Source organism: Rhodococcus sp. PvR099 (assembly GCF_017833315.1).
In the GTDB taxonomy this organism is placed as follows: domain Bacteria; phylum Actinomycetota; class Actinomycetes; order Mycobacteriales; family Mycobacteriaceae; genus Rhodococcus_G; species Rhodococcus_G oryzae.
This window is the reverse complement of sequence record NZ_JAFIBV010000001.1, coordinates 3,375,702-3,398,191: the sequence shown is the minus strand read 5'-3', so window position 1 is coordinate 3,398,191 and position 22,490 is coordinate 3,375,702. Positions and strand designations below refer to the sequence as shown.

Here is a 22,490-nt window from a genome sequence, read left to right as displayed (position 1 = left end):
TGCGGTGACGGTGGAGGCCGCGATCGCGATCGCCTCGATCACGGTGGTCGTGGTGCTGTGCCTGGGTTCCTTTCTCGCGGTGTCCGCGCATGTTCGCTGCGTGGATGCCGCGCGGGAGGCGGCCCGGCTCGTCGCGCGCGGCGACCGGGCGGAGGCGATCCCCGCTGCGCAGCGGGTGGCTCCGCGGGGTGCGCGCATCACGGTGCGGGAGGTCGACGGGTTCGCCACGGCGGCGGTCGAGGTCGCGGTGCCGCTGCTGCCGGCACTCGACGTCTCCGCGGAAGCGATTGCCGCCGTGGAGGACCCGGGCTCGGCGGGATCGCCGTCGGATTCGTTGCCGAGGGGAGCCGGCGGGTGAAGGACGAGCGTGGAGCGGCGACCGTCCTCGCCTGCTGGGCGATGCTGGCGCTGATCGCGGTGGCAGCCCTGGTGATCCACCTCGGTTCGGCGGTGTCGGCACGGCACCGGGCGCAGTCGGCGGCGGACCTGGCGGCCCTCGCGGCCGCGGCGGCCCTCGAGCGCGGCACGGAGGCGGCCTGCGCCGCGGCGACCACGATCGCCGGGCGGATGCGGGGGACGGTCCGCGACTGCCGGATCGAGGACTGGGACGTGGTGGTGACCGTCGGGGTCCGGCTGCCGCTACCGGCCGTCGGGGGCGGTGATGCCGTCGCCGCGGCCAGGGCGGGCCCGGTCCCGTAGCGGCGCATCCCGGTGCGTCCGGCGTCGAACGCCCTTACGCGATCGCAAACTTGAGCCCCACCTCACAGCAACCAATCGGTTGGTTGGGTTGACGCGCGATTCGGGTGGACCTAATTTTCTGTCCACGGTCATGAGTATCAGCGTCAAGCCCCGGCTCGCTGATCGGCAACCCTCCAGTGCGGCGGGGTGCTCCGGGTGACGACCGGATGGCGGTCATCCGACGCCATAAGCGCTCAATTCAGTCCTCGAAGGGGATACCCATGTCCGCAGTTCAGCTCGCCCCGGCGGCCCTCTCGACGCAGCTCCCGGCCGCCGAAGTCGTCGCCGAGATCCCGCTAACGGATCTGGTCGTCGTCGCCGATCGATTCCGTGGCTTCGCCGATGGCACCCGCGTCCACACCGTGTCGGGTCTCGTCGCCGCGCTGCGCGGCGGCGCGTTCCGGAACGTGCGCACCGACCTGACCATCAGGCTCGGGCAGGGGATCAAGCGGCACGACAAGGAATACGTCGAGCACGTCGCGTCGATCCATGCCCCGGCCGCGGAGGTTCGCCTGCTCGGCGACATCGCAGCCCCTGCGCCACGCCATCACGTGCACAAATACCAGGAGACCAACGTCCTCATCGCCAACCTGGCGCGCGCCGAGGACGGGAGCTTCACCTCCGACCTCCGGATCGACGGGGACAACGAGCTGCTCATCGATCATCAGACCGGCGAGCACGTCCAGGGGCTGGTGATCGTCGAGGCGGCACGGCAGCTGTTCCTCGGGGCCTTCGAGCTCGAATACGGCATCCGCTCGCCCGAACAGCACTACTACGTCGTGTGGAACTCGATCGACCTGTCGTTCAAGACCTTCCTGTTCCCGTTGCCCGCATCGCTGCGCGCCCGGTTCGGAGCCGTGTCGATCCAGGATCCGGCCAAGCTGCAGTTCACGATCGACATCGAGGTGACGCAGTTCGGCCGCAGCGTCGCGACCGCGACGATCTCGTTTGCCGCGCTGGAGAACTCGACGATCAGCCAGATCGAGCGGCGCAAGGCAGCGAAGGCCATCGAGGCCTTCCTCGGGGCCACCGCGTGACGCACACCGGCTCCCGGCCCGTGCAGGTCGCCTTCTTCGACGTCGACGAGACGCTGATCACCGTCAAGAGCATGTTCGCGTTCCTCGAGCACTGGCTGCGCGAGCGGGGCGACGACGGCAGCGAGTACTCGAGGCTGCTCGGCGCACTGCGGCGGGCGTCGGATGAGGGCGCCCCGCGGGAGGAGGTCAACCGGAGCTACTACCGCACGTTCCGTGGGGTGCCACTCGTCGAGCTGGAGGAATCGGGTCGCCGGTGGTACCGGGAGTTCGAGTCCACCACAGCCCCGTACTACGCGGACACCCTCGCCGCGCTGCGCGACCATCGCGACGCCGGTGCCGCGATCGTGCTGCTGTCGGGCTCGTTCGGGCCCGCACTGGGGCCGATCGGGGAGGCCGTCGGCGCCGACCGGATCGTGGCGAGCCGCCCGGTCGCCGACGGCCAGGGGGTGCTGACCGGTGAGGTCGAGCGGCCGATGATCGGGCAGGCGAAGGCGGATGCGGTCACCTCGGTACTGGACGAACTCGGGGTCGACGCCGGGAACAGCTACGGGTACGGCGATCACGACAGCGACCTCGCCTTCCTCGAGGCGGTCGGGCACCCGGGGCTCCGGGGCAGCGATCCGGTACTCCGGGCGCACGCGGCCCGGGATCGGTGGCGGGTACTCGGCAGCGCGACCACCGGTCTGGCCGAAGCCCTCCCGCTGCTCGACGCCACCAGCGCAGGACAGCGAGGTCTTCGATGACAGAACAGGTTTCGGCCGAATCCAGGCTCTACGAGCTCACCCCCACCACGCAGGGCCCGCTCTATCCGCCCAGCGAGGCGGTCGACCGCGACGGCAATTTCGTCGTGGTCGGGTGGATCACCCGGGACGCAGGCGACGGCTCCGTCAGGCGGGAGTGGGGGAGCGCGATCGTCGATGCGGGGACCCCGGTTCCCGAGTTCGGGGGCGTGGAGCCGTACACGATCGTGCGCGAACTCGGGACGGTGCTGTCGGCGGAGGACGGGGCGACGGTGCTGCACACCCTGCCGCTCCCGTTGCCCGCCAACAACTATCCGATCGTGTTCGCGCCCGACCAGGTACCCGAGGCCGCGCAGGTCCGGCGGCCCAGTTACGCGTTCCACGAGACGCCGATCCCGGACCTCCGGTACGAGGACGGTAGGCGTCTGACCCGACCGGTCACCCTCGAGGACTGGCTGCAGGCGCGGGGCACCGTGCGGGTGGGGGTCAGCGCGGACGGCAGGGACGGCGAGTTCTCCTTCGAGTTCTCGGGCCTGATCCCGGAGTCGCTGTACACCGTGATGTCGCTGCGCCAGCGGGACCTGGACCCGGCCGCGCCGACGCGACCCGGGCCGCTGGGGGTGCCGAACGTGTTCGTCACCGACCGGGACGGTCGCGCGACCTACCGGGCCTCGCTGCCCAACGCGTTTCCGGCCCCGGACAGCCCGGGGGCCAATCGCATCGTCAGCGTCGTGGTCCTCTGGCAGAGCTATCAGCAGAACTATGGCGGTGCCATCGGTCAGTTCGGTCTCGGCGGCGACATCCACGCGCAGCTGAAGATCCCGGTTCCCGGCTTCGAGGAGTTCACCACAAGGGCCTGAGCCGGGGGGCATGCATCTGCGAAGGACAGGCCGGCGAGACCACCGTGGAAGGTGTGGTGTCGCCGGCCTGCGGTCTCTGGACTCGAGGAGGAGGTCCGCTCGCGGGCTGCAGCGCCGGCTCGTCAGTGGTGGAACAAGCGCGTTCCGGTGTGGATCAGGGTCAGTCCCAGCTCTCGGCATGCATCCACGACTTCGTCGGCTCGGGTGGAGCCGCCGGGTTCGACGATGTAGCGCACTCCGAGTCGGCTTGCGTGGTCGATGTTGTCGCGAAACGGGATGTATCCGTCGGAGACGAGGGTGGCATCGGTGAGTCGAGCGAGCCATTCCAGACGGTCGGCGTTCTCCACCTCTGCGACCTGGGCTGTAGAGGTCACCTGAGCGGTGAGCGCCGTCCGCTGGGAGTCCGTCACAGCGTTCTCGGCAAGGCGAACCTGCCAGTTCAGCCGGTCCTGCCGGGACGTCCCCTCGGCGAATTCGAGTGACTGAATGGCAGGCAGGCGGCGCAGCCACCAGATGCCGGCCTTCGCGCCGGCGAGCCGAGTGCAGTCCACTCGGGACTGCTGACCGGCACCGACGCCTATCGTCATTCCGTCCTTCACGTAGGCCACGGAGTTCGACTGCGTGTAGCGCACTGTGACCATGCCCAACAGTGCGTCGCGGATGGTGTCCGGGCGCGGCGCAGAACCATGCACCACCCGCAGTAGGTCCGCCGTGATCGGCAGCCGATCGCGTTCTTGCTCGAGCACCATTCCGAACACCTCGCGCTGTTCCCATGGCGGCGGCTCGTAGGACGCATCTGCCTCGAGAACGAGGAATGTGCCGCGCTTTTTCCGCGCCAGAATCTCCACCGTGCCCGGCTCGAACCCCGGCGCGATGATTCCGTCGGAGACGACACCCGCAAGTAGGTCCGCCAACTCACGGTCCACCGGCTCCGAGACTGCGATCAGATCCCCGAACGATGATTTCGGGTCGATGTCCCGCGCACGTACATAGGCAGCGGTAGCGTCGCCGACCGCACCGTCGCCGAGATCCCAAGCGCGGCGCATGGTCTCGTCCAGATCGCCCGCCAGGGCAGCGCCGGCTGGGGAGACATGTTTGAACGAAGCTGCTGCTGCGTCGCCAGTGACCGCCGCAGCCTCTCGAACCAACTGCCAACCGTTCAGCGCATCGAGGTAGTTGATCAACGATGGGGATCCGTGAATGACTCGAACCGGTGGCGCCGGTGAGGTGACGCGGGCGCGCTGATGCGGGTTCATTCCGTACCGCAGTTCCATGTGGGTGCTCCTCAGTAGTCAACTGAGGAGCACCCAGGCGTACGACGCTCCGAATTCGCTTCCTTGTGGTGTCCCACCAAACGCCAGTCGCGATACGCGCGACGTTAGCACTCTTGCCGCTTCCGGCTCAGTCGATCCTCGCCGCCACGTAAGCGAGGGCGGCGCCCGCGAGGGCCACCGCGGCCATCGCGCCCGCGACGGCCCAGTAGCCGACCCCGGCGAGCAGATTGGCCACCTGCGGTCCGGCGCTCGCGCCGACGAACAGCGTGAAGGTGTACAGCGAGGTGGCCGCGCCGCGCGCTGCGCCAGCCCGCTCCGCGATGGCCTGCACCAGTGCCGGCGCCGCAACCGCGATCGCCGCCACGAAGATCAGCAGGCACAGCGCGACCCACGCGTTCCCGAACGGCGCCGCCGTGGCCGCGGCGGTGATCGCCGCCGCGAGCAGCGCCGACACCACCCGGGTCGTCGGAGCCACCCGAGCCAGCCGGCCCGCCAGCAGCGGGACCGCGATCATCGCGGGCAGGGCGCTGGCCCGGAGCGCCAGCATGCCACCGCCGTCGATACCGTCCGGGGGGCTGAGCTGGATCCCGGTGTACAGGCCGACGAACACACCGAGAACGCTGACGCCGCTGACGAACAGCAAGGCCAGCACCGGGTTTCGCAGCAGGGCGACGAAGGGACCGAACGAGGCGCGCAGGCCGCGCGGCTCGTTAGCGGGCGGGCCGGGGACCGGTGCCCGCGGCGCGAGCACGAGCCACGCCGCCACGCCGAACAGCACGAATCCCAGGCTGCTCAACAGGAATATCGCGCTCGGGCCCCAGGCGGCCGCGACCGCCTGCGAGGCCACCTGCGCGAGCACGCCCGCTGCGAGGAAGGAGCTTGTCAGGCAGGTGAGCGCGAGCACCCGACGCCGCGGGTCGATGTGCTCGGCGAGATAGGCGAACGCGGCGGGGGCGAACAGCGACGCGGTCGCGCCCTGCGCGATCCGGGCCGCGAGGCCGAGCTCGAGACTCGGGGCGAGTGCCACGAGCAGGGTCGTCACCGAGGTCGCCAGCAGCCCGCCGACGATCACCGGGCGCCTGCCCCAACGATCGGAGAGCGGACCCGTGACGAGAAACCCCAGCGCGTACGCGAGCCCGAAGCAGGTCGTCGTCCACGTCACGGCCGAGCGCGTCGCCCCCCACTCCCGCGACAGGTCGTCGAGGAGTGGGAGGACGACGTACAGCTGCCCGACGACGAGGGTGCCCGCGAGACAGATCAGGCCGATCGTTCGTCCCGTGGGTGCCCAGCGCGGCTCCGCCGCCGCAACGGCGGGCACCGCCGCGAGATCAGAAGCCGGCTGCGAGCTCACGTGCCCGCTCCTGGGCGACGGCCAGGCCCACCGAGGGGTCGGGCGTCAGGACCGTCGGGGCGTACCGGATCTCGGCGACCGAGTCGATGCCGACGAAACGCAGCCAGTCCTCGACGAACGGGGTCGCGAAATCGGCTCCGAACTCCAGGGGGACGCCGGGGCTGTGGACACCGCTGGTGTAGACGGTGACGGCGCGCTTGCCCGCGAGCAGCCCTGAATACCCCTTCGCGGGGTCGAACTCGAACGCCCACCCCGGCTGGGTGACGAGGTCGATCCACTGCTTGAGGATGTACGGGATCCCGGAGTTCCAGATCGGGATGCTCAGGACATAGAGGTCGGCCGCCGCGAAGCGGTCGAAGACCTCTCGGGCCTGGTCCCAGGCCCGACCCTGTTCGAGCGTCTGCTCCTGGCCTGTGAAGACGGCGAGTTTCGCGCCCGCGGCGGCGGTGCCGAAATCGGGCAGCCGCTCCTCGAACAGGTCGAGCGTGTCGACGGTGAGCGACGGGTCCTGGACGGCCAGGGCGTCCAGGAACGTCGTGGCGATGCTGCGCGAGTCGCTCGATTTGCCGCGCGCGGAGGCGTTGATGTGCAGGGCGTTGGTCATCGAAGGGTCCTTCCATTGTGGGCAGGACATACTTCTACCAACCAGTTGGTTGGAGCACAAGGGTTCCGCGATCCCGGAAATGTTGCGGATAGGATTCGCGCATGAATGAGCATGCCGAGGGATCATCGACGCGACGAAAACTCCTGGACGCGGCGCGTTCTGAGTTCGCGGAGACCGGCATCGCCGGCGGTCGGGTCAACCGGATCGCCGAGCGCGCGGGGGTCAACAAGGAACGCATTTACGGGTACTTCGGCAGCAAGGAGAAGCTGTTCGACGCGGTGATCATGGAGGCGCTCACCGAGCTCGGGCAGGCGCATCCGCTCACTCCGGAGACCGACCTCGACGACTACATCGGGGCGGTCTTCGACTTCCATCGCGCGCGCCCGGACCTCCTGCGGCTGTTGATGTGGGAGTCGCTGCACTACCGGAAGGAGGACCTGCCGAGCGACGAGGCGCGCGGCCAGGTGTACCTGGACAAGGTGCAGAGCCTCGCACAGCTGCTCGGCCGCGAGGCCGACGCGCGCACGGCGATCTCCCTCTTCACGCTGATCGGGATCGCCGCCTGGCCGTCCACCGTGCCTCAGCTGCTCACGATGGTGACGGGCGGGACCGAGCCCGCGGTGGACGAGGCCACGCTCCGGGCGTCGATCATCGAGCTCGGTAAGCGTGCCATCGGCACCTAGCGCAGGCTCTGGCCGCCGTCGACGCCGAGTGTGACGCCCGTGATGTACGTGTTCGCCATCAGGAAGAGCGCGGCGTGCGCGGCCTCGTCGGCCGTGCCGACCCGCCCGAGGGGAATGGAACGTCCCGCGGCCGACACCGATTCGTCGTCGACCGGGCCGCCCGCGTTGCGGGTGAGCGCGCCGCGCAGCATCGGGGTGTCGATCCGTCCCGGCCGGATGGCGTTGACGCGATTTCTCGGCGCTACCTCGAGCGCGAGCCCCCTGACGAACGTCTCGAGCGCGGCCAGTCCGGCGGCGACGACGCTCGTATCGGCCGCGGGCCGGACCGCGAACCCGCCGGAGGTGAAGACGAGCGAACCCCCGGGCGCCAGTGCAGGCGCCGCGCGTTGCGCGACGGCATAGGCGGTGGCGAGCCGGTCGGTGTACGCCGGTTCCAGCGCAGACCACGGGGTGGTCCGAGTGGGGCCGGTCGCGGCGAATCCCGCCGTCAGCAGCACGTGATCGACCGTGCCTGCGCGAGTGAAGATCGACTCGAGTCCGGCCGGATCGCGAACGTCCGCGGCGATCGGTAGCAACCGGTCGGTATCCGATTCGTCGATCGCGGCGAAGGACCGCTTCAGGCCCGCCTCGTCCCGGGCGACGCCCGCGACGGAGGCCCCCGCCCGGTATGCCATCGCGGCGGCCGCGCGACCTATCCCGCTGCTCGCGCCGATGACGAGTATTCGGCCGTCGGGCACGAAGGGGTTGACCGGAGGCCAGCTGGATTCGTTCACCTCGCGAACACTACTGAATTGGGCTCGGGTCCATTGTTTTCACGGTGATCCGAATTATCGGGAACCGTTTCGGCAAGGTAAATGTGCAGCGCTGGGCGGGTGCGGGAAGGCCGGCGCGGGGCGAGGCGGACGGCGAACCCAACCGAACGGTTGACACGTCGTAGGGGCCCGGATACCTTCTCTCCCAACGGTCATGAGTATCAGCTGATAGCCCCGGCTTGCTGATCGGCAACCCTCGCGGAGCGGTGGGGTGCCCCGGGTGAGGACCGGGCTGTATCCACGCGGATACGGCAAGCGCCCCTACTGTCGCGAAAGCTGAATACGTTGATTGTCACCACGGAGTGTAGAAGCCGATCAGTGTGAGAACTGATCGGTAATTCGAGTCGAGCGCTCGTGTTGCGTTGCGCAGACCAGTCGAGAATCCCAAGAGGCGGATATCGACGTCGATGCCCGCCTTTTCGAATGGCGGGCCGAAATCGGCGATCGGATTGTTTGGCAATGCCGCCGTCCTTTCAGTTCGCCTTCCTATTCCCATTCGCCGCCACGACAACGAGGTCGTGCGCGGTGGCTTCCTGTCTGTCGCGGCGCGCTCGCGTGGACGAATACCCGGAGGAATTCGCAGAATGAGTACCAATCCAGCTGTCCCCGGACGCACCCGCAGGTTAGTGGCGGGAATGGTCGCCTCGGTGTCACTGCTCGGCTTGACCGCCGCGTGCAGCGACTCGGAGGCGGCCACGGCCGGCACCGTCTACTTCGGTGTGTCGGGACCCAAGACGGGGCCGTCGGCAGAGTACGGGCGACTGTGGCAGCAGGGCTTCGACCTGGCGCTGGAGGAGATCAATCAGAACGGCGGCATCGACGGGCGCAAGGTCGAGCTCAAATGGGAGGACTCGCAGTCCGATCCGAAGCAGACCGTGCCGATCGCGACGAAGTTCGTCGACGACCAGTCCGTGATCGCCGAACTCGGGGACTTCTCCTCGCCCGCGTCGATCGCCGCCTCCCCGGTGTACAACCGGGGCAAGCTGGTGCAGTACGGATTCACCAACTCCGCGGTCGAGTTCACCAACGGGGGTGAGTACTCGTGGAGCCCGTCGATCACCCTCGACGTGTTCCAGGAACGCAACGCCGAGTGGGTTTCCCGCAAGGCGAAGAAGGTCTCCGTGGTCTATCTCGAAACCGACTGGGGCAAGCAGGCATTCAAATACTTCTCGCAGTTCGCGGCAGAGAAGGGCATCGAGATCGTCTACTCGTCGCCGATCCTCCCGGACTCGACGGACGTCAAGCCGATCCTGATCAAGGGTCGTGAGGCGGCGCCGGAGGCCTTCGTGCACCTCGGCTACGGCCCCGACGGCGCCCTGGTGGTCAAGCAGCTCCGGGATGTCGGGTTCGACAAGCAGTTCTTCGGTGGCCAGAACACACCGCAGTTCATCACGCTGGCGGGCCCGGCGGCGGAGGGCGACATCGTGAACGGGATCTTCAGCCCGGCGGACACCGATCCCCGTATCCAGGACTTCGTCGGCAAGTTCCGGGCGAAGTTCGGGGTCGACCCGGGCGACTTCAACGTCTACGCCTATGACGCGCTGAAGGTCCTCGTCGACGCCGCGAACCACGGCGGTGCGACGAGGGAGGGTGTCCTCAAGGGCCTGAAGGAATCCGAGTTCAACGGAATCGGGCTGGGCGAGTTCGCCTTCGATCAGCAGTCCCGCCGTCCCGATGGCGTGGCGCCCCGCGAGCTCGTGCTCCAGAACGGGAAGTTCGTACCCACCACATGATCGACACCCTGCTCGCCGGACTCATCCACGGCAACGCCTATGCGCTGATCGCCGTCGGGATCACCCTGATCTTCGGGGTCACCAACGTGATCAACTTCGCCCACGGCGCGGTGTTCGCGTTCGGGTCGATATTCGCGTGGTGGCTGATCGCCGAACTGGGGCTGTCCCTGTGGACCACCATCGTGGTGGTGGTCGCTGTCTCGGGTCTGCTCGGGTTCGTCGTCAACGTCGTTGCGGTGCGACCGCTGAGCCGGGGTCCGGCCGTAGCGGCGCTGCTGGCCACCGTCGCCGCGGGCATGATCATCGAGAACCTCGTCCAGATGATCTTCGGCCCCGAGACACGACCGTTCCCGCAGGTGCTGCCGACCAACAACTTTCAGATAGGTGGAGTGCGGTTCGGGACTTCGGATCTCGTGATGTTCGCCATCACGATCGTGGTCATGGCCGGCCTCGCAGGCTTCCTCAAGTACGGCAGGTACGGGCTGGCGATCCGGGCGACGGCGCAGGACCCCGATGCGGCGCTGCAGATGGGGATCCCGGTACCCCGCGTGCAGAACCTGGCGTTCATCATCGCGTCGGGCCTCGGCGGTCTGGCGGGAATCTTTGTCGGACTGTACAACTCGAACATCTCGCCGACCAGCGGCACGATCGCCGGGATGAGCGGATTCGTCGCGGCGACGATCGGTGGACTGGGATCGATCCCCGGCGCGGTGCTCGGAGGCTTCGTGCTCGGCATCATCGAGGCCGTGGGGATCTACCAGTTCGGGGACGGATACCGGGACCTGATCACCTTCGGCGTGCTGATCGCGGTGCTCGTCCTGAGGCCGGGGGGACTGCTGGCGAAGGCGCCGTCGATCTCGAGCGAACCGTTGACCGGCACCTTCCTCGGCTCGGGTCGACAGATCCGGGTGCAGTGGTGGCAGGCGGCCGCCGCCTTCGCCGTCGTCGGGATCGGGGTGCCCCTGGTCTCGGGCAGCTACGGACTGGTGGTCGGGACCCAGATCATCGCCTACGCCATAATCGCGGTCTCGATGACGCTGGTGGCGGGCTCGGCCGGTCAGCTCACCATCGGCCAGGCCGGTCCGATCGCGATCGGTGCGTACACCTCGGCCATCCTCACGATCAGCTACGACTGGCCCTTCCTGGCGGCGGTGGCCACGGCCGCGCTGACCGCCGCGATCGTCTCGTCCGTCCTGGCGGCTCCGGTCTGGAGGCTCTCCGGTCACTACGTGGCGATCGCAACGCTCGGGATCGGTGTCGTCACGGTCGCCATCATCCGCAACTGGGAGTCGGTGACCCGGGGCAGCTACGGACTGTTCGGGATCCCGCCGCCGCGGATCTTCGGGTACGAGTTCTCCACCGCTACCGACCTTTTCCGCCTCGATCTGGTGTTCCTGGCCCTGACCGTGGTGGTGGTGGCCGCGATCCAGCGGTCACACCTCGGCACGGTGCTCAGGTCGGTCGGGTCCGACGAGGTGGCGGCGAGGTCGTCGGGCGTGCGGGTGCGCGACTACAAGGCGCTGGCCTTCGCGATCAGTGCGATCTTCTCCGGCATCGGGGGAGCGCTCCTCGGACACCAGTACTCGTACATCGATCCGACGGTGTTCAACCTGGGGCTCTCGCTCCTGGTGGTCACCATCATCGTTCTCGGCGGGACCGGGTCCCCCTACGGCGCGATCCTCGGCTCGGTTGTCCTGATCGGCGTCCCGGAGCTGTTCCGGCTGGCGCCCGAGGTCCGCATTCTGCTCTACGGGGTGATCCTGCTGTTGATCATCCGATTCAGGCCACAGGGAATCTGGACGAGGAGGGACCGTGTCAGCGCAGCAGTCTGAGCAGATCCTGTCGGTGGCGGGGCTGCGCCGCGCCTTCGGCGGCGTGCGCGCCGTCGACGGGATCGACTTCGAGGTCAACAGGGGTGAGTTCGTCTCCATCATCGGGCCCAACGGGTCGGGAAAGAGCACTACGATCAACCTGGTGTCCGGCGTTCTCCGTCCCGACGCCGGACGGATCCTGCTGCGCGGCAATGCGGTACGGCCCGGATCCCCGGAGGCGGCTGCCGAGGCGGGCATCGCGAGGACCTTTCAGAACGGCCGGGTCTTCGGGAACCTCACGGTGGCCGAGAACGTGGAGGTGGGGCTGCACAGCACCCTCCGGGCCGCGCGACCGCTGCGCTCCCTGGTCCGGTATCCCGTGATCCGTTGGGTTCCGATCCTCGCGGAGACAGCGCTCGCGCTGGTGCCAACCCGGAAGGTGCGGGCCGAGCGGGAACTCCTCCGCGCCGAGGTGGACTCCGGGCTGGCGAGATTCGGGGAACGGCTGGCTCCCCGCGCGGGCGACCCGGCGTACACGCTGTCCTACGCGAACCGGCGACGCACCGAGATCGCAAGGGCCCTCGCCCTCGACCCCGTCCTGTTGCTGCTCGACGAACCAGCGGCGGGCATGAATCAGAGCGAAACCGCCGAGGTCGCACGTCAACTGGCCGAGCTCAAGGCGCACGGGCAGACCATCGTCCTGGTCGAGCACAAGCTCGAACTCGTCAACCAGCTCTCCGATCGGGTGATCGTGATGGACGAGGGTTCGATCATCGCGGTCGGGACCCCGGCAGAGGTGCAGGCCGACGAGCGGGTGATCGAGGCCTATCTCGGTCGTCGCCGGCTGCGACCTGCCACGGTCGGCGCGGAAGGACAGGTGGACTCCGATGGCGGTCGATGAGCACGCGCCCCCGATCCTCGAACTCGACGGGGTGAGCGTGTATTACGGACGCTCGCGAGCCCTGAACGAGGTGTCCATCCGAGTCCGGCCGGGCGAGATCGTGTCCCTGCTCGGGGGGAACGCCTCCGGCAAGTCGACGACCATGAAGACCGCCCTCGGGCTGCTGACCCCCACGACCGGGCGGGTGCTGATCGACGGGGAGGACGCCACCGCGGTGGCCCCAGCGGGCCGGATCAAGGCCGGGTTGGCCTCGGTTCCCGAAGCGCGGCGGGTGTTTCCGGAGATGACGGTCGAGGAGAACCTGTACGTCGGCGGCTATGTGCACCGCGAGCGGCGCTCGGTGCTGGCCGAGCGGGCAGCCGAGTTGTTCGATCACTTCCCGCGGCTGGCGGAGCGACGCAGGCAGCACGCGGGGACGCTGTCCGGTGGCGAGCAGCAGATGCTGGCGTTCGCCCGGGCACTGATGAGCCGGCCTCGGCTGATCTGCATGGACGAACCGACGATGGGATTGTCCCCGCTGTTCGTGGACCGGGTGCTGGACGAGATCGTCCGGCTCAACGAGCGGTTCGGGCTCGCGATCCTGATCGTCGAGCAACAGGCCGAGCTCGCGCTGTCCATCGCGCATACCGGCAATGTCCTGGTGAGCGGCGAGATCGTGCTGCACGGCGAGGCCACCGATCTGTTGGGCAATCCCGCGGTACGAGAAGCATATTTGGGAAAGGTGGCATGACGTGACCGGGAGCAAGCGGCTCGGATGGTTCACCCGGCTGGTCGGTGACGAGAGCCGGGACGCGGGAGATCTCTACTGCGACGCGCTGGCGCAGTTCGCCCTCGCCGAGGAGTTGGGTTTCGACGTCGGCTGGGTGGCCCAGCATCACGTCGATCCGGCGGAGGGTGGCCTGCCGTCGCCGTTCGTCTTCCTGGCGCACGCGGCGGCCCGGCTGAGCACGATCCGCCTCGGAACGGCCATCGTGACGCTCGGGCTGGAGGACCCGATCCGGGTCGGGGAGGACGCCGCGGTCCTCGATGCCCTGTCCGGCGGCCGGCTCGAACTGGGTCTCGGCACCGGGGGGTCGGCGAGCGCCTTCGCGTTGTTCGGTCATGCCGACGCCGATCGACGGGCCCTCTACGACAACAAGATCAAGCATCTGACGGCCGCATTGTCGGGGGCCCCGACGGGCGACGGCAAGGCGCTGTACCCGCGGGCGTCGGGGCTACTCGAGCGTCGCTGGCAGGCGACCTTCTCGGGGTCGGGCGCCGTGCGGGCTGGCGAATCCGGGGACGGCCTCCTGCTGTCGCGGACCCAGCCGAGGGAGCCCGGTCTCGCGGATGCCTCCCTCGGACAGGTCCAGGGGCCGCTGATCGCGGCATACCGGGAGGCGCTCCCGGCGGGCGCGCGGCCGCGGATCGGCGCCTCGCGCAGCGTGTTCGTCGCCGACGACCACGAGGCGGCCTGGGAACTCGCGCGCCGAGGCGCGCTGCGTTTCCGGGCCTACCTGCAGGAGATCGGCCTCGCCGACGGCAGCGAGAGCGCCGAGGAGATCCTGCGTGATTCCGTGGTCGGCACCCCGGACGAGGTGACCGACCTGCTCGCCGCCGATCCGGCGGTGCAGCAGTCGACCGACCTGATCTTCCAGGTTCATCCGATCGACCCCGACCAGGCGGCCACGTTGCACTCCATCGAACTCATCGCCACGAAGGTGGCCCCGCGCCTCGGCTGGAATGGCGCTCACCGGAAGGAATCACGACCATGACGAGGTCATCGACCCAAGCCCCACCGAACCCGACGGCGGACGTGCTGGACAGGGTGATCGGCGCCCCGCTTGCAGACGCCGTGTCCCCGCTCAGATCGGCGAGGCCCGCGGTCGCGGAGCACACCCAGCGGCTGCACGACGCATTCTTCGGAGCGCAGTCCCCGCACCGCGAGCAGCTCACCGCGATCGCGTTGCGGGTGACGGTGCTCGCCGCGCAACCCACACTCGTCGAACACTATTCGGCGCTGCTGCCCCCGGACCTCGTCGCGGCGGTGACGGCGGGAACCGTCGACGACCCGGAGCTCGCGGCGTTGCTGCGGCACGCAGAGCTGCTCACCCTCGACCCCGCCGCCGCCACAAGGGAGGCAATCGAGAGCCTGCGCTCGGCGGGCCTGACGGAGGCCGCGATCGTGACCGCGTCCCAGCTGATCGGCTACGTCAACTACCAGATCCGGCTGGTCGCCGGGTACACCCTGATCGGAGAATCGGTATGAGCGAGGTACGCGAGGTCGAGCAGCATCGCCGCCCAAGCGATTTCACCCAGGACCACCTGGACTGGGTGCCCTGGCTGGAGCCGATCCGGCTCGAGGACGCGACCGAGGAGCAGCGGACGCACCTGGTGGGATTCCGCGGCGAGAGCCCGTACTTCCGGCTGCTGGCCCGCGACCCGGAAGTGCTCGGCGAGCGGAGCGCGAACGACAAGGAGATCTTCTACGGGCACGGTGGGCTCTCACGCACCGAGCGGGAGCTCGCGGCGACTGCCACCTCGCGGCTCAACGGGTGCGTGTACTGCACCTCGGTGCACGCACGTTTCACCTCCGAGCTGTCGAAGCGGCCCGCCGACGTGCAGAAGATCCTCGACGAGGGCGTCACCGCCCGCGTCGACGATCGGTGGGACGCCGTCGTCGACTTCGCGGCGGCGCTCGCCGCACAGCCGCCACGCGCCGACTCGGGTCACCTGGCGCGGCTTCGTGCGGTCGGCATCACCGACGAGGAGATCGGCGACCTGGTCCTGTCCACCGCGTCGTTCTCGTGGGCGAACCGGCTGATGCTCAGCCTCGGCGAACCGGAGGTCCCCGCGCAGGCGGAGTGAGGTCCGAGCCGGCGCGGCGACAGCACCACAGGACGCGTTTTCCCGGGTGAGACCCCTGCCGGTGGCAGTATCGGCTTGTGACCACCAGGGATCGAGCACCGTCACGGGTGCGGTCCTGGCTGTTCGAGAACATCACCGAGGAGCCGTCCGGGCACCAGGGGCCGTTCCGGGTGGTGTCGAAGCCGGAGCACAAGCACCCGTGGTGGAAGGTCATGTGCCTGACGGGCGTCGACTACTTCTCCTCGCTCGGGTACCAGCCGGGCATCGCCGCCCTGGCCGCCGGTGTGCTCTCGCCGATGGCGACCGCGGTCCTCGTCGCGCTGACGCTGTTCGGCGCGCTGCCGGTGTATCGCCGTGTCGCGCAGGAGAGCCCGCGCGGTGAGGGCTCGATCGCCATGCTGGCCCGACTGCTTCCGAAGTGGGGCGGCAAGATCTTCGTCCTGGTTCTGCTGGGGTTCGCGGCGACCGACTTCATCATCACCATGACGCTGTCCGCCGCCGACGGTGCGGCGCACGTCGTACAGAACCCGTTCGCGCCCGCGGCCCTGCGCGGGGAGAACCTGCTGGTCACGCTGGTCCTTCTGGGTCTGCTCGCGGCCGTCTTCCTCAAGGGCTTCGCCGAGGCGATCGGGATTGCGGTCGCACTCGTCGCGGCCTACCTGGCGCTGAACCTCGTGGTGGTGGCTGCCGGACTGTGGCACGTGGCGACCGCGCCCTCCGTGGTGACGGACTGGACCGCTGCCCTGACCGCCGAGCACGGCAACCCCTGGATGATGGTCGCGATCTCGCTGCTGGTCTTCCCGAAGCTCGCGCTCGGCCTGTCCGGCTTCGAGACGGGGGTCGCGGTGATGCCCCAGATCGAGGGCGATCCGAGCGACACCGGATCCGCGCCGCGCGGCCGGATCCGCGGGGCGCGGCACCTGCTGACCACCGCCGCGCTGATCATGAGCGCATTCCTCATCGTGACCAGCTTCCTGACCACCGTGCTGATCCCGGCGGACGAATTCAAGGCAGGGGGACAGGCCAACGGGCGCGCGCTGGCCTACTTGGCCCACGAGTACCTCGGCAGCGTCTTCGGAACCGTGTACGACGTGAGCACCATCGCGATCCTCTGGTTTGCAGGCGCCTCGGCCATGGCGGGCCTGCTCAACCTGGTCCCGCGGTACCTGCCCCGGTTCGGGATGGCCCCGGACTGGGCGCGTGCGGTGCGCCCGCTGGTGCTGGTGTTCGCGGCGATCGCGTTCGGCATCACCTGGTATTTCGACGCCAGCGTCGACGCCCAGGGCTCGGCCTACGCCACCGGTGTCCTGGTGCTGATCACCTCCGCCTCCGTCGCCGTCGCGCTGTCCGCATACCGGCGGGGCCAGCGACGCAAGGCGATCGGCTTCGCGGTGGTCGCGGTCATCTTCGTCTACACGACAGTCGTCAACATCGTCGAACGCCCCGAGGGCCTGCATCTGGCGATCCTGTTCATCCTCGCGATCCTGGGCGTCTCGTTCGCCTCCCGCTTCACGCGGGCCTACGAACTGCGTGCCTACTCGGTGAGCTACGACGCTACGGCGCGGGAGCTGATCGACGAGGCCGCGCGGGGGGTCATCCGGGTCATCGCGCACGACGCCGACCGTCCGGACCCGGCGGCGTATCGGGCGAAGGAGTCGGCCCGGCGCCGGGTCAGCCGGATCCCCGCCGCCGATCCCATCCTCTTCCTCGAGGTGAGCGTGACCGATGCGTCGGAGTTCGCCACCGACCTGCGGGTGCACGGGCACCGCCGCGAGGGGTTCCGGGTGCTGACGGTCCGCAGCGCGGCCATCCCCAACTCCATCGCCGCGATCCTGCTCGACATCCGGGACCTGACCGGGACCGTCCCGCACGTGTACTTCGAGTGGACGGAGGGAAACCCGGTCCGCAACCTGCTGCAGTTCCTGTTCTTCGGGCACGGTGAGGTGGCGTCCGTGACCCGGGAGGTGCTGCGGCGCGCCGAGCCCGACGTGGCCCGCAGGCCGCACGTGCACGTCGGATAGGCTCGATCACCCCATGCGAGTCGACGGACGAGAGATCCCGGTCCAGGGCAGCCTCCTGCAGCCTTTGCGTCGGCGTACCAATGATCAGCTCCGTGTCGTGCTGGCGGCGCTGTGCTTGGGCGCGGTGATCGCCACCTCGCTGATCACCCGCGGCCGCTGGGAGGCCGTGGAGAACTCGGTGTCGGACCTGATCGGCGTCGCGTCGCCGGAGGCCTCGACCCGGATCTACCTGCTGTACGGCGCCGCGATCGTCATCCTCCCGTTCGCGATCCTGGTCGGCCTCGTCCTCGGCCGACGCTGGAAGCTGCTCGCGGGGTACGCGACCGCGGGCCTGCTCGCCGTCGCCGCGCTGTCCATCACCGGCACGGGGGTGTCCGCGCCGAAGTGGCACCTCGATCTGGACGGGCACCTCGACACCTTCCTGTCGCAGTTCCTCGACGACCCGCGCTGGATCGCGATGCTGGCCGCGATGCTGACCGTGTCCGGTCCGTGGCTGCCCGCCCGCTGGCGTCGGATCTGGTGGCTGCTGCTGTTCGCCTTCGTGCCGATCCACCTGTTCGTCAGCGCCGTCGTCCCCGCGCGGTCGGTGTTGGGGCTGACCGCCGGCTGGCTGATCGGCGCGCTGGTGGTGCTGTTCGTCGGCACTCCCGCGCTGGAGGTCCCCGTCGATCTCGCGGTCCGGATCCTCGGCAGGCGCGGTCTGCGGGTGGACGCGCTGTCGGTGCTCAGCCCCACCGGGCCGGGCCCGCTCGTGCTCGCCGCCGATTGCAGCCCCGGTTGGCGGAAGGTCGATCTCGGGGTCGATCTCAGGAAGGCGGGCGCGGACGACGAGGTGATCCTCGAGCTCTTCGGGCCGCACCAGCGCAGCGAGGGCGCGCTCCGTCAGGTCTGGCACTGGCTCACCTTCCGGAGCGCGGAGACGCCCGCGCCGTACGCGTCGCTGCGCCGGGCGGTCGAGCACCGGGCGCTGATGTCGACCGCGGTCGGACGGATGGGGCTGTCGTCCAGCCTGGCCGTCGCGGTGTCCCCGCTCGAGCGGGGCTGGATGCTCTACGCGCATTCGGTGCCCGCAGGGACCCCGCTCGAGCAGGCGCAGCCCGAGCACCTCGAGGCGGCCTGGTCCGGCCTGCGGGTCTTGCACGCGAATCAGGTCGCGCACGGCGACCTGCGCCCGGACAACCTCCGGATCAGCGGGGACCGAGTGCATTTCGAGGGCTTTGCGCACGCGGAGGTCGGTGCCTCGGACGCGCAGCTCGAGTCGGACATCGCCCAGTTGCTGCTGACCACCGGGGCGCGGTTCGGGCCGGAATCGGCGGTGCGGGCGGCGCTCGAGACGCTGGGCGAGGACGTGGTCCTCGCGGCGTCGGGCAGGTTGACCAAGTCCGCGATGCCCAAACGGGTTCGCCGGGCACTGCCGGATGCGGACAAACTGATGTCGGCCACCCGGCACCAGGTCCGGACCCAGACCGACTCCGAGGTGATCAAGACCGAGCAGGTCACCCGCTTCAGCCGGAACCAGCTAATCCAGCTGGTGCTGTTGATCGGCCTGGTCTACGTCGCCTACCCGTTCGTCAGCCAGGTGCCGACATTCCTCACCGAGCTGCGGACCGCGAACTGGTGGTGGGCGCTGCTCGGTCTGGTGGTGTCGGCGTCGACGTACATCGGGGCGGCGGTGGCGCTGTGGGCCTGCGCGTCGGAGTCGGTCCGGCTCAAGAACCTGGTGATCATGCAGTTCGCCAACACCTTCGCGGCCACCACCACGCCCGCTGGGGTCGGGGGCCTGGCGCTGAGCGTGCGGTTCCTGCAACACAACGGGCTCGGCGGGGTGCGGGCGACCGCGGCCGTCGCGCTGCAGCAGACGGTCCAGGTGGTCACCCACATCGGTCTGCTGATCCTCTTCAGCATCGCGGCGGGCAGGAGTGCGGACCTGTCCGGCTTCATCCCGAACGCGACGGTCATCTACCTGGTGGTCGGTGTCCTGCTCGGTGTGGTCGGGGCCTTCATGATCGTGCCGAGGTTGCGGCGCTGGCTGATCGACGAGCTGCGTCCCCAGATCGCCGACGTGAGCACCGAGCTGCTTGACCTCGCGCGCGACCCGGGCCGGTTCCTGCTCATCGTCGGTGGGTGTGCGGGCACCACCCTCGGTGCCGCGCTCGCTCTCTGGGCGAGCGTCGCAGCATTCGGCGGCGAGACCAGCTTCGTCACCGTCACCATCGTGACGATGATCGGCGGCACGCTGGCGTCCGCCGCGCCGACGCCCGGCGGCGTCGGCGCGGTCGAGGCGGCGCTGATCGGTGGACTCGCGGCCTTCGGAGTGCCCGCCGCGGTCGCGGTGCCGTCGGTACTGCTGTACCGGGTGCTCACCTGCTGGCTGCCGGTGTTCGCCGGCTGGCCGATCCTGCGCTGGATGCAGAAGACCGACCTGATCTAGGTTCCCCGGAGCGAGTCGACCACCGCGGTCAGCAGCCGGACCGCGCCGTCCTTGTCGAGGGGGTCGTTCCCGTTGCCGCACTTGGGGGACTGCACGCACGACGGGCACCCCGCCGTGCACTCGCAGGACCCGATCGCGTCCCTGGTGGCGCGCAGCCAGCGCAGCAGCTCGGCGTGCCCGCGGTCCGCGAACCCGGCGCCGCCCTGATGGCCGTCGTAGACGAACACCGTTGGCAGCCCGGTGTCCTGGTGCAGCGCCGTCGACACCCCGCCGATGTCGCCGCGGTCGCAGGTGGCCACCAGCGGCAGCAGTCCGATCGCGGCGTGTTCGGCGGCGTGTAGCGAGCCGGGGAACCGGTCCGGGGTGATGCCGGCCCGTTCCATCAGTTCCGGTGTCACCGTGTACATCACGGCCCGCGTGTTCAGGCGCTGCGGCGGCATGTCGAGCTCGATGGAGTCGAGGACCTCGCCGGACGGCAGCCGCCGGAGGTAGCCCACCACCTGGTGGGTGACCTCGACCTCGGTCAGCGCCACCGTGACCGGGCCGTGCTCGCTGTGCTCGAGGAGGGAGGTGATGACGATCTCGGTGGTCTCGCGCGCCGAGGTGCTCCACTCCGGAGTCTCGGCGTGCACCAGCGCCAGGCCCTCCTCCAGATCCAGCATGTCCACCACGAAGGACTCGCCCTGGTGCAGGTGCACCGCCCCCGGGTGGGCGGTCGCGGGGGCGCGGCCGCCGTCGACGGTGCCGAGCATCCGGCCGGACTCGGCGTCGACGATGGCGACCTGCTTGCCGATGCCGCCTCGGATGTCCACGGACGCATGGGGGTTGGATTCCGCGGTGACGAACCAGCCATGCGCGCGACGCCGGATCAGACCCTGCTCGGCGAGCCGGCCCAGCAGCTCGACGGCGCCGAACTGCTCGACCTCGGCGTCGCTGAGCGGCAGCTCCATCGCCGCGCACAGCAGCTGCGGGCCCAGCACGTACGGGTTCGACGGATCCGTGACGGTGGCCTCGACGGGTTTGTCCAGCAGCGCGGCCGGATGGTGGACCAGATACGTGTCGAGCGGATCGTCGCGGGCGACCAGCACCACAAGGGAGCCCTCGCCGCGGCGGCCGGACCGCCCGGCCTGCTGCCAGAACGAGGCGACGGTGCCGGGGAAGCCGGCCACCACGACCGCGTCCAGGCCGGCGATGTCGACCCCGAGCTCGAGGGCATTGGTGGTCGCGGCGCCGAGTAGGGTCCCGTCCGCGAGCGCAGCCTCCAGCTCGCGTCGGTCCTCGGCAAGGTAGCCGGCCCGGTAGGCGGCGACCCGTTCGGTCAAGTCCGGGGCGGACTCCGCCAGCAGCCTTTTCGTGCCCATCGCGGTCAGCTCGGCGCCGCGGCGCGAGCGGACGAAGGTCAGGGTCCTGGCGCCCTCGATCATCAGGTCGGCCATGATCCGGGCGGCTTCCGACCCGGCGGCGCGGCGGACCGGGGCGCCGTTCTCGCCGGTCACCTCGGCCATCAGCGGGGGCTCCCAGAGCGCGACCGTTCGCGGGCCGTGTGGCGAGCCGTCGACGGTGACCTCCGCGCAAGGGGCGCCGATCAGCCGGGACGCCGCGGCCCCCGGTGCCGCGGTGGTGGCGCTGGCGAGGATGAACACCGGGTCGGCGGCGTAGCGGCGGGCGATCCGCTTCAGCCTGCGCAGGACCAGCGCCACATTCGAGCCGAAAACGCCTCGGTAGGAGTGACATTCGTCGATCACGACGTAACGCAGGTTGCGGAAGAAGTGGGCCCAGCGCTGGTGCGAGCGCAGCATGCCGATGTGCAGCATGTCCGGGTTGGTGAAAATCCAGCGCGAGTTGGTCCGCACCCACTGGCGTACCTCGGTCGGGGTGTCGCCGTCAAAGGCGTTGGGGTAGACGGTGGCGAGCGATTCGGCCTGCTCGGTCAGCGCGATGGTGGACCGGATCTGGTCGGCCCCGAGGGCCTTGGTCGGGGCCAGGTAGAGGGCGGTCGCGCGCGGGTCCTCGGCGAGCGCGGTGAGGATGGGCAGCTGGTAGGCCAGCGACTTCCCGGATGCGGTGCCGGTGGCGACCACGACGTGCTCTCCCGCCGCGGCGAGCGAGGCGGCGGCCTCCTGATGTGTCCACGGCAGCGGGATTCCGTTGCCGCGCATGGCATCGACGACATCGGCGTGAATCCACGGTGGCCATTGCGTGAACTGGGACTCGCGTGCCTGCAGTTCCGCCACGTGGGTGAGCGGGTCCTCGCCGCGAGGGGTGCCCGCCAGCACCCGATCGAGCAATGACTGCCCGTAGCTGGCTGCGGCGGCCGGTTGGCTCACTGATAACTCCGAGTTCGTTGGGTGGCCGCGTACACGTGCCGGTTCACCTGCGGTTTTGATCGTACTTGCCGGGATGTGTTTAACACTGTGCAGCCCTTGTCAATAACTTGACGAGTGTCCAATAGAGCGGTTGCCGACGCGTCGTCGGATACAAGATCAATTCTTTACGACCATTGTTGGATTTCGACTGTTGTCATCGCGCGAACCGTGCTTGACTTATAAGTGGTCGCAGCTTCTGTGTTCGTGTACGCGCTCGCAGGATCGATGTTGCGAGCGCGGTGGCGATGCTTTTCCTGAGGGGGAAATCAGCGGTACAGCGG

Annotated in this window: 20 protein-coding genes and 3 riboswitches; of the genes, 15 read left to right on the top strand and 5 right to left on the bottom strand. The window is 69.3% G+C overall.

The features are described 5' to 3' along the window. The first annotated feature begins 4 nt into the window (after nucleotides 1-4). The 5 genes from JOE46_RS15525 (at nucleotide 5) to JOE46_RS15505 (ending at nucleotide 3,375) form a co-directional block, all read left to right on the top strand. Nucleotides 5-358 carry a TadE family type IV pilus minor pilin gene (locus tag JOE46_RS15525; protein ID WP_307861292.1) on the top strand — a complete coding sequence of 118 codons (354 nt, stop codon included), beginning with the start codon at nucleotides 5-7 and terminating at the stop codon, nucleotides 356-358. Then, complete coding sequence (locus JOE46_RS15520; protein ID WP_097212847.1) at nucleotides 355-699, top strand: Rv3654c family TadE-like protein; 345 nt, start codon at nucleotides 355-357, stop codon at nucleotides 697-699. Before JOE46_RS15525 ends, JOE46_RS15520 begins: the two co-directional genes overlap by 4 nt. A gap of 126 nt (nucleotides 700-825) precedes the next feature. Further along, nucleotides 826-937: riboswitch (SAM riboswitch) on the top strand. Nucleotides 938-959: 22 nt separating this feature from the next. Beyond that, entirely contained in the window at nucleotides 960-1,775 is an 816-nt protein-coding gene (locus JOE46_RS15515; RefSeq protein ID WP_209927788.1) for an AfsA-related hotdog domain-containing protein, read from the top strand. Then, complete coding sequence (locus JOE46_RS15510) at nucleotides 1,772-2,518, top strand: HAD family phosphatase (RefSeq protein ID WP_209927787.1); 747 nt, start codon at nucleotides 1,772-1,774, stop codon at nucleotides 2,516-2,518. The genes JOE46_RS15515 and JOE46_RS15510 overlap by 4 nt, the downstream gene beginning before the upstream one ends. Beyond that, the gene (locus JOE46_RS15505; RefSeq protein ID WP_209927785.1) at nucleotides 2,515-3,375 is read left to right on the top strand and encodes a hypothetical protein; all 861 of its coding nucleotides are present in this window, start codon (nucleotides 2,515-2,517) and stop codon (nucleotides 3,373-3,375) included. The genes JOE46_RS15510 and JOE46_RS15505 overlap by 4 nt, the downstream gene beginning before the upstream one ends. Nucleotides 3,376-3,497: 122 nt before the next feature. Here JOE46_RS15505 and JOE46_RS15500 read toward each other — a convergent pair whose 3' ends face one another. From JOE46_RS15500 to JOE46_RS15490, 3 genes are all read right to left on the bottom strand, one after another. After that, on the bottom strand, nucleotides 3,498-4,649 hold the full coding sequence (locus tag JOE46_RS15500) for a phosphoribosylaminoimidazolecarboxamide formyltransferase (RefSeq protein ID WP_209927783.1): 1,152 nt from the start codon (nucleotides 4,647-4,649) through the stop codon (nucleotides 3,498-3,500). A gap of 24 nt (nucleotides 4,650-4,673) precedes the next feature. Then, nucleotides 4,674-4,750, bottom strand: a riboswitch (ZMP/ZTP riboswitch). A gap of 26 nt (nucleotides 4,751-4,776) precedes the next feature. Continuing rightward, the gene (locus tag JOE46_RS15495) at nucleotides 4,777-6,000 is read right to left on the bottom strand and encodes an MFS transporter (RefSeq protein ID WP_209927781.1); all 1,224 of its coding nucleotides are present in this window, start codon (nucleotides 5,998-6,000) and stop codon (nucleotides 4,777-4,779) included. Then, nucleotides 5,978-6,604 carry an FMN-dependent NADH-azoreductase gene (locus tag JOE46_RS15490; protein ID WP_209927779.1) on the bottom strand — a complete coding sequence of 209 codons (627 nt, stop codon included), beginning with the start codon at nucleotides 6,602-6,604 and terminating at the stop codon, nucleotides 5,978-5,980. Before JOE46_RS15490 ends, JOE46_RS15495 begins: the two co-directional genes overlap by 23 nt. A gap of 101 nt (nucleotides 6,605-6,705) precedes the next feature. Between JOE46_RS15490 and JOE46_RS15485 the strand changes: the two genes are divergently transcribed. Beyond that, a complete protein-coding gene (locus tag JOE46_RS15485) occupies nucleotides 6,706-7,287 on the top strand; it encodes a TetR family transcriptional regulator (RefSeq protein ID WP_097212853.1) in 582 nt (193 codons plus the stop codon). Here the strand turns inward: JOE46_RS15485 and JOE46_RS15480 are convergent. Continuing rightward, nucleotides 7,284-8,060, bottom strand: coding sequence for an SDR family oxidoreductase (locus JOE46_RS15480; protein ID WP_209927777.1), 777 nt, complete (start codon nucleotides 8,058-8,060; stop codon nucleotides 7,284-7,286). The two genes, JOE46_RS15485 and JOE46_RS15480, sit on opposite strands and share 4 nt — an antisense overlap. A gap of 189 nt (nucleotides 8,061-8,249) precedes the next feature. After that, nucleotides 8,250-8,363, top strand: a riboswitch (SAM riboswitch). A gap of 320 nt (nucleotides 8,364-8,683) precedes the next feature. On the opposite strand from JOE46_RS15480, the gene JOE46_RS15475 reads away from it, so the two are divergent. The 9 genes from JOE46_RS15475 to JOE46_RS15435 all read left to right on the top strand — a co-directional run bounded on the left by JOE46_RS15475 (nucleotide 8,684) and on the right by JOE46_RS15435 (nucleotide 19,843). Next, nucleotides 8,684-9,832 (top strand): ABC transporter substrate-binding protein, encoded by a 1,149-nt coding sequence (locus JOE46_RS15475; protein ID WP_097212855.1) that lies wholly within the window; start codon nucleotides 8,684-8,686, stop codon nucleotides 9,830-9,832. After that, nucleotides 9,829-11,664 carry an ABC transporter permease gene (locus JOE46_RS15470; RefSeq protein ID WP_097212856.1) on the top strand — a complete coding sequence of 612 codons (1,836 nt, stop codon included), beginning with the start codon at nucleotides 9,829-9,831 and terminating at the stop codon, nucleotides 11,662-11,664. Before JOE46_RS15475 ends, JOE46_RS15470 begins: the two co-directional genes overlap by 4 nt. Continuing rightward, a complete protein-coding gene (locus JOE46_RS15465; protein WP_209927775.1) occupies nucleotides 11,645-12,544 on the top strand; it encodes an ABC transporter ATP-binding protein in 900 nt (299 codons plus the stop codon). The genes JOE46_RS15470 and JOE46_RS15465 overlap by 20 nt, the downstream gene beginning before the upstream one ends. Then, the gene (locus JOE46_RS15460) at nucleotides 12,531-13,274 is read left to right on the top strand and encodes an ABC transporter ATP-binding protein (protein WP_097212858.1); all 744 of its coding nucleotides are present in this window, start codon (nucleotides 12,531-12,533) and stop codon (nucleotides 13,272-13,274) included. The genes JOE46_RS15465 and JOE46_RS15460 overlap by 14 nt, the downstream gene beginning before the upstream one ends. Before the next feature lies 1 nt (nucleotide 13,275). Then, a complete protein-coding gene (locus JOE46_RS15455) occupies nucleotides 13,276-14,298 on the top strand; it encodes an LLM class flavin-dependent oxidoreductase (protein WP_209927773.1) in 1,023 nt (340 codons plus the stop codon). Further along, nucleotides 14,295-14,792 (top strand): CMD domain-containing protein, encoded by a 498-nt coding sequence (locus JOE46_RS15450; RefSeq protein WP_143548490.1) that lies wholly within the window; start codon nucleotides 14,295-14,297, stop codon nucleotides 14,790-14,792. The genes JOE46_RS15455 and JOE46_RS15450 overlap by 4 nt, the downstream gene beginning before the upstream one ends. Continuing rightward, a complete protein-coding gene (locus JOE46_RS15445; protein WP_097212861.1) occupies nucleotides 14,789-15,391 on the top strand; it encodes a peroxidase-related enzyme in 603 nt (200 codons plus the stop codon). The genes JOE46_RS15450 and JOE46_RS15445 overlap by 4 nt, the downstream gene beginning before the upstream one ends. Nucleotides 15,392-15,603: 212 nt before the next feature. Next, nucleotides 15,604-17,412 (top strand): amino acid transporter, encoded by a 1,809-nt coding sequence (locus tag JOE46_RS15440; RefSeq protein ID WP_245221833.1) that lies wholly within the window; start codon nucleotides 15,604-15,606, stop codon nucleotides 17,410-17,412. Between the two features lie 13 nt (nucleotides 17,413-17,425). Continuing rightward, nucleotides 17,426-19,843: a lysylphosphatidylglycerol synthase domain-containing protein gene (locus JOE46_RS15435; RefSeq protein WP_209927769.1), complete on the top strand. Its 2,418-nt coding sequence runs from the start codon at nucleotides 17,426-17,428 to the stop codon at nucleotides 19,841-19,843. On the opposite strand, the gene JOE46_RS15430 is transcribed toward JOE46_RS15435, so the two are convergent. Beyond that, the gene (locus tag JOE46_RS15430; RefSeq protein WP_097212864.1) at nucleotides 19,840-22,170 is read right to left on the bottom strand and encodes a DEAD/DEAH box helicase; all 2,331 of its coding nucleotides are present in this window, start codon (nucleotides 22,168-22,170) and stop codon (nucleotides 19,840-19,842) included. The genes JOE46_RS15435 and JOE46_RS15430 overlap by 4 nt on opposite strands. Nucleotides 22,171-22,490 lie beyond the last annotated feature (320 nt).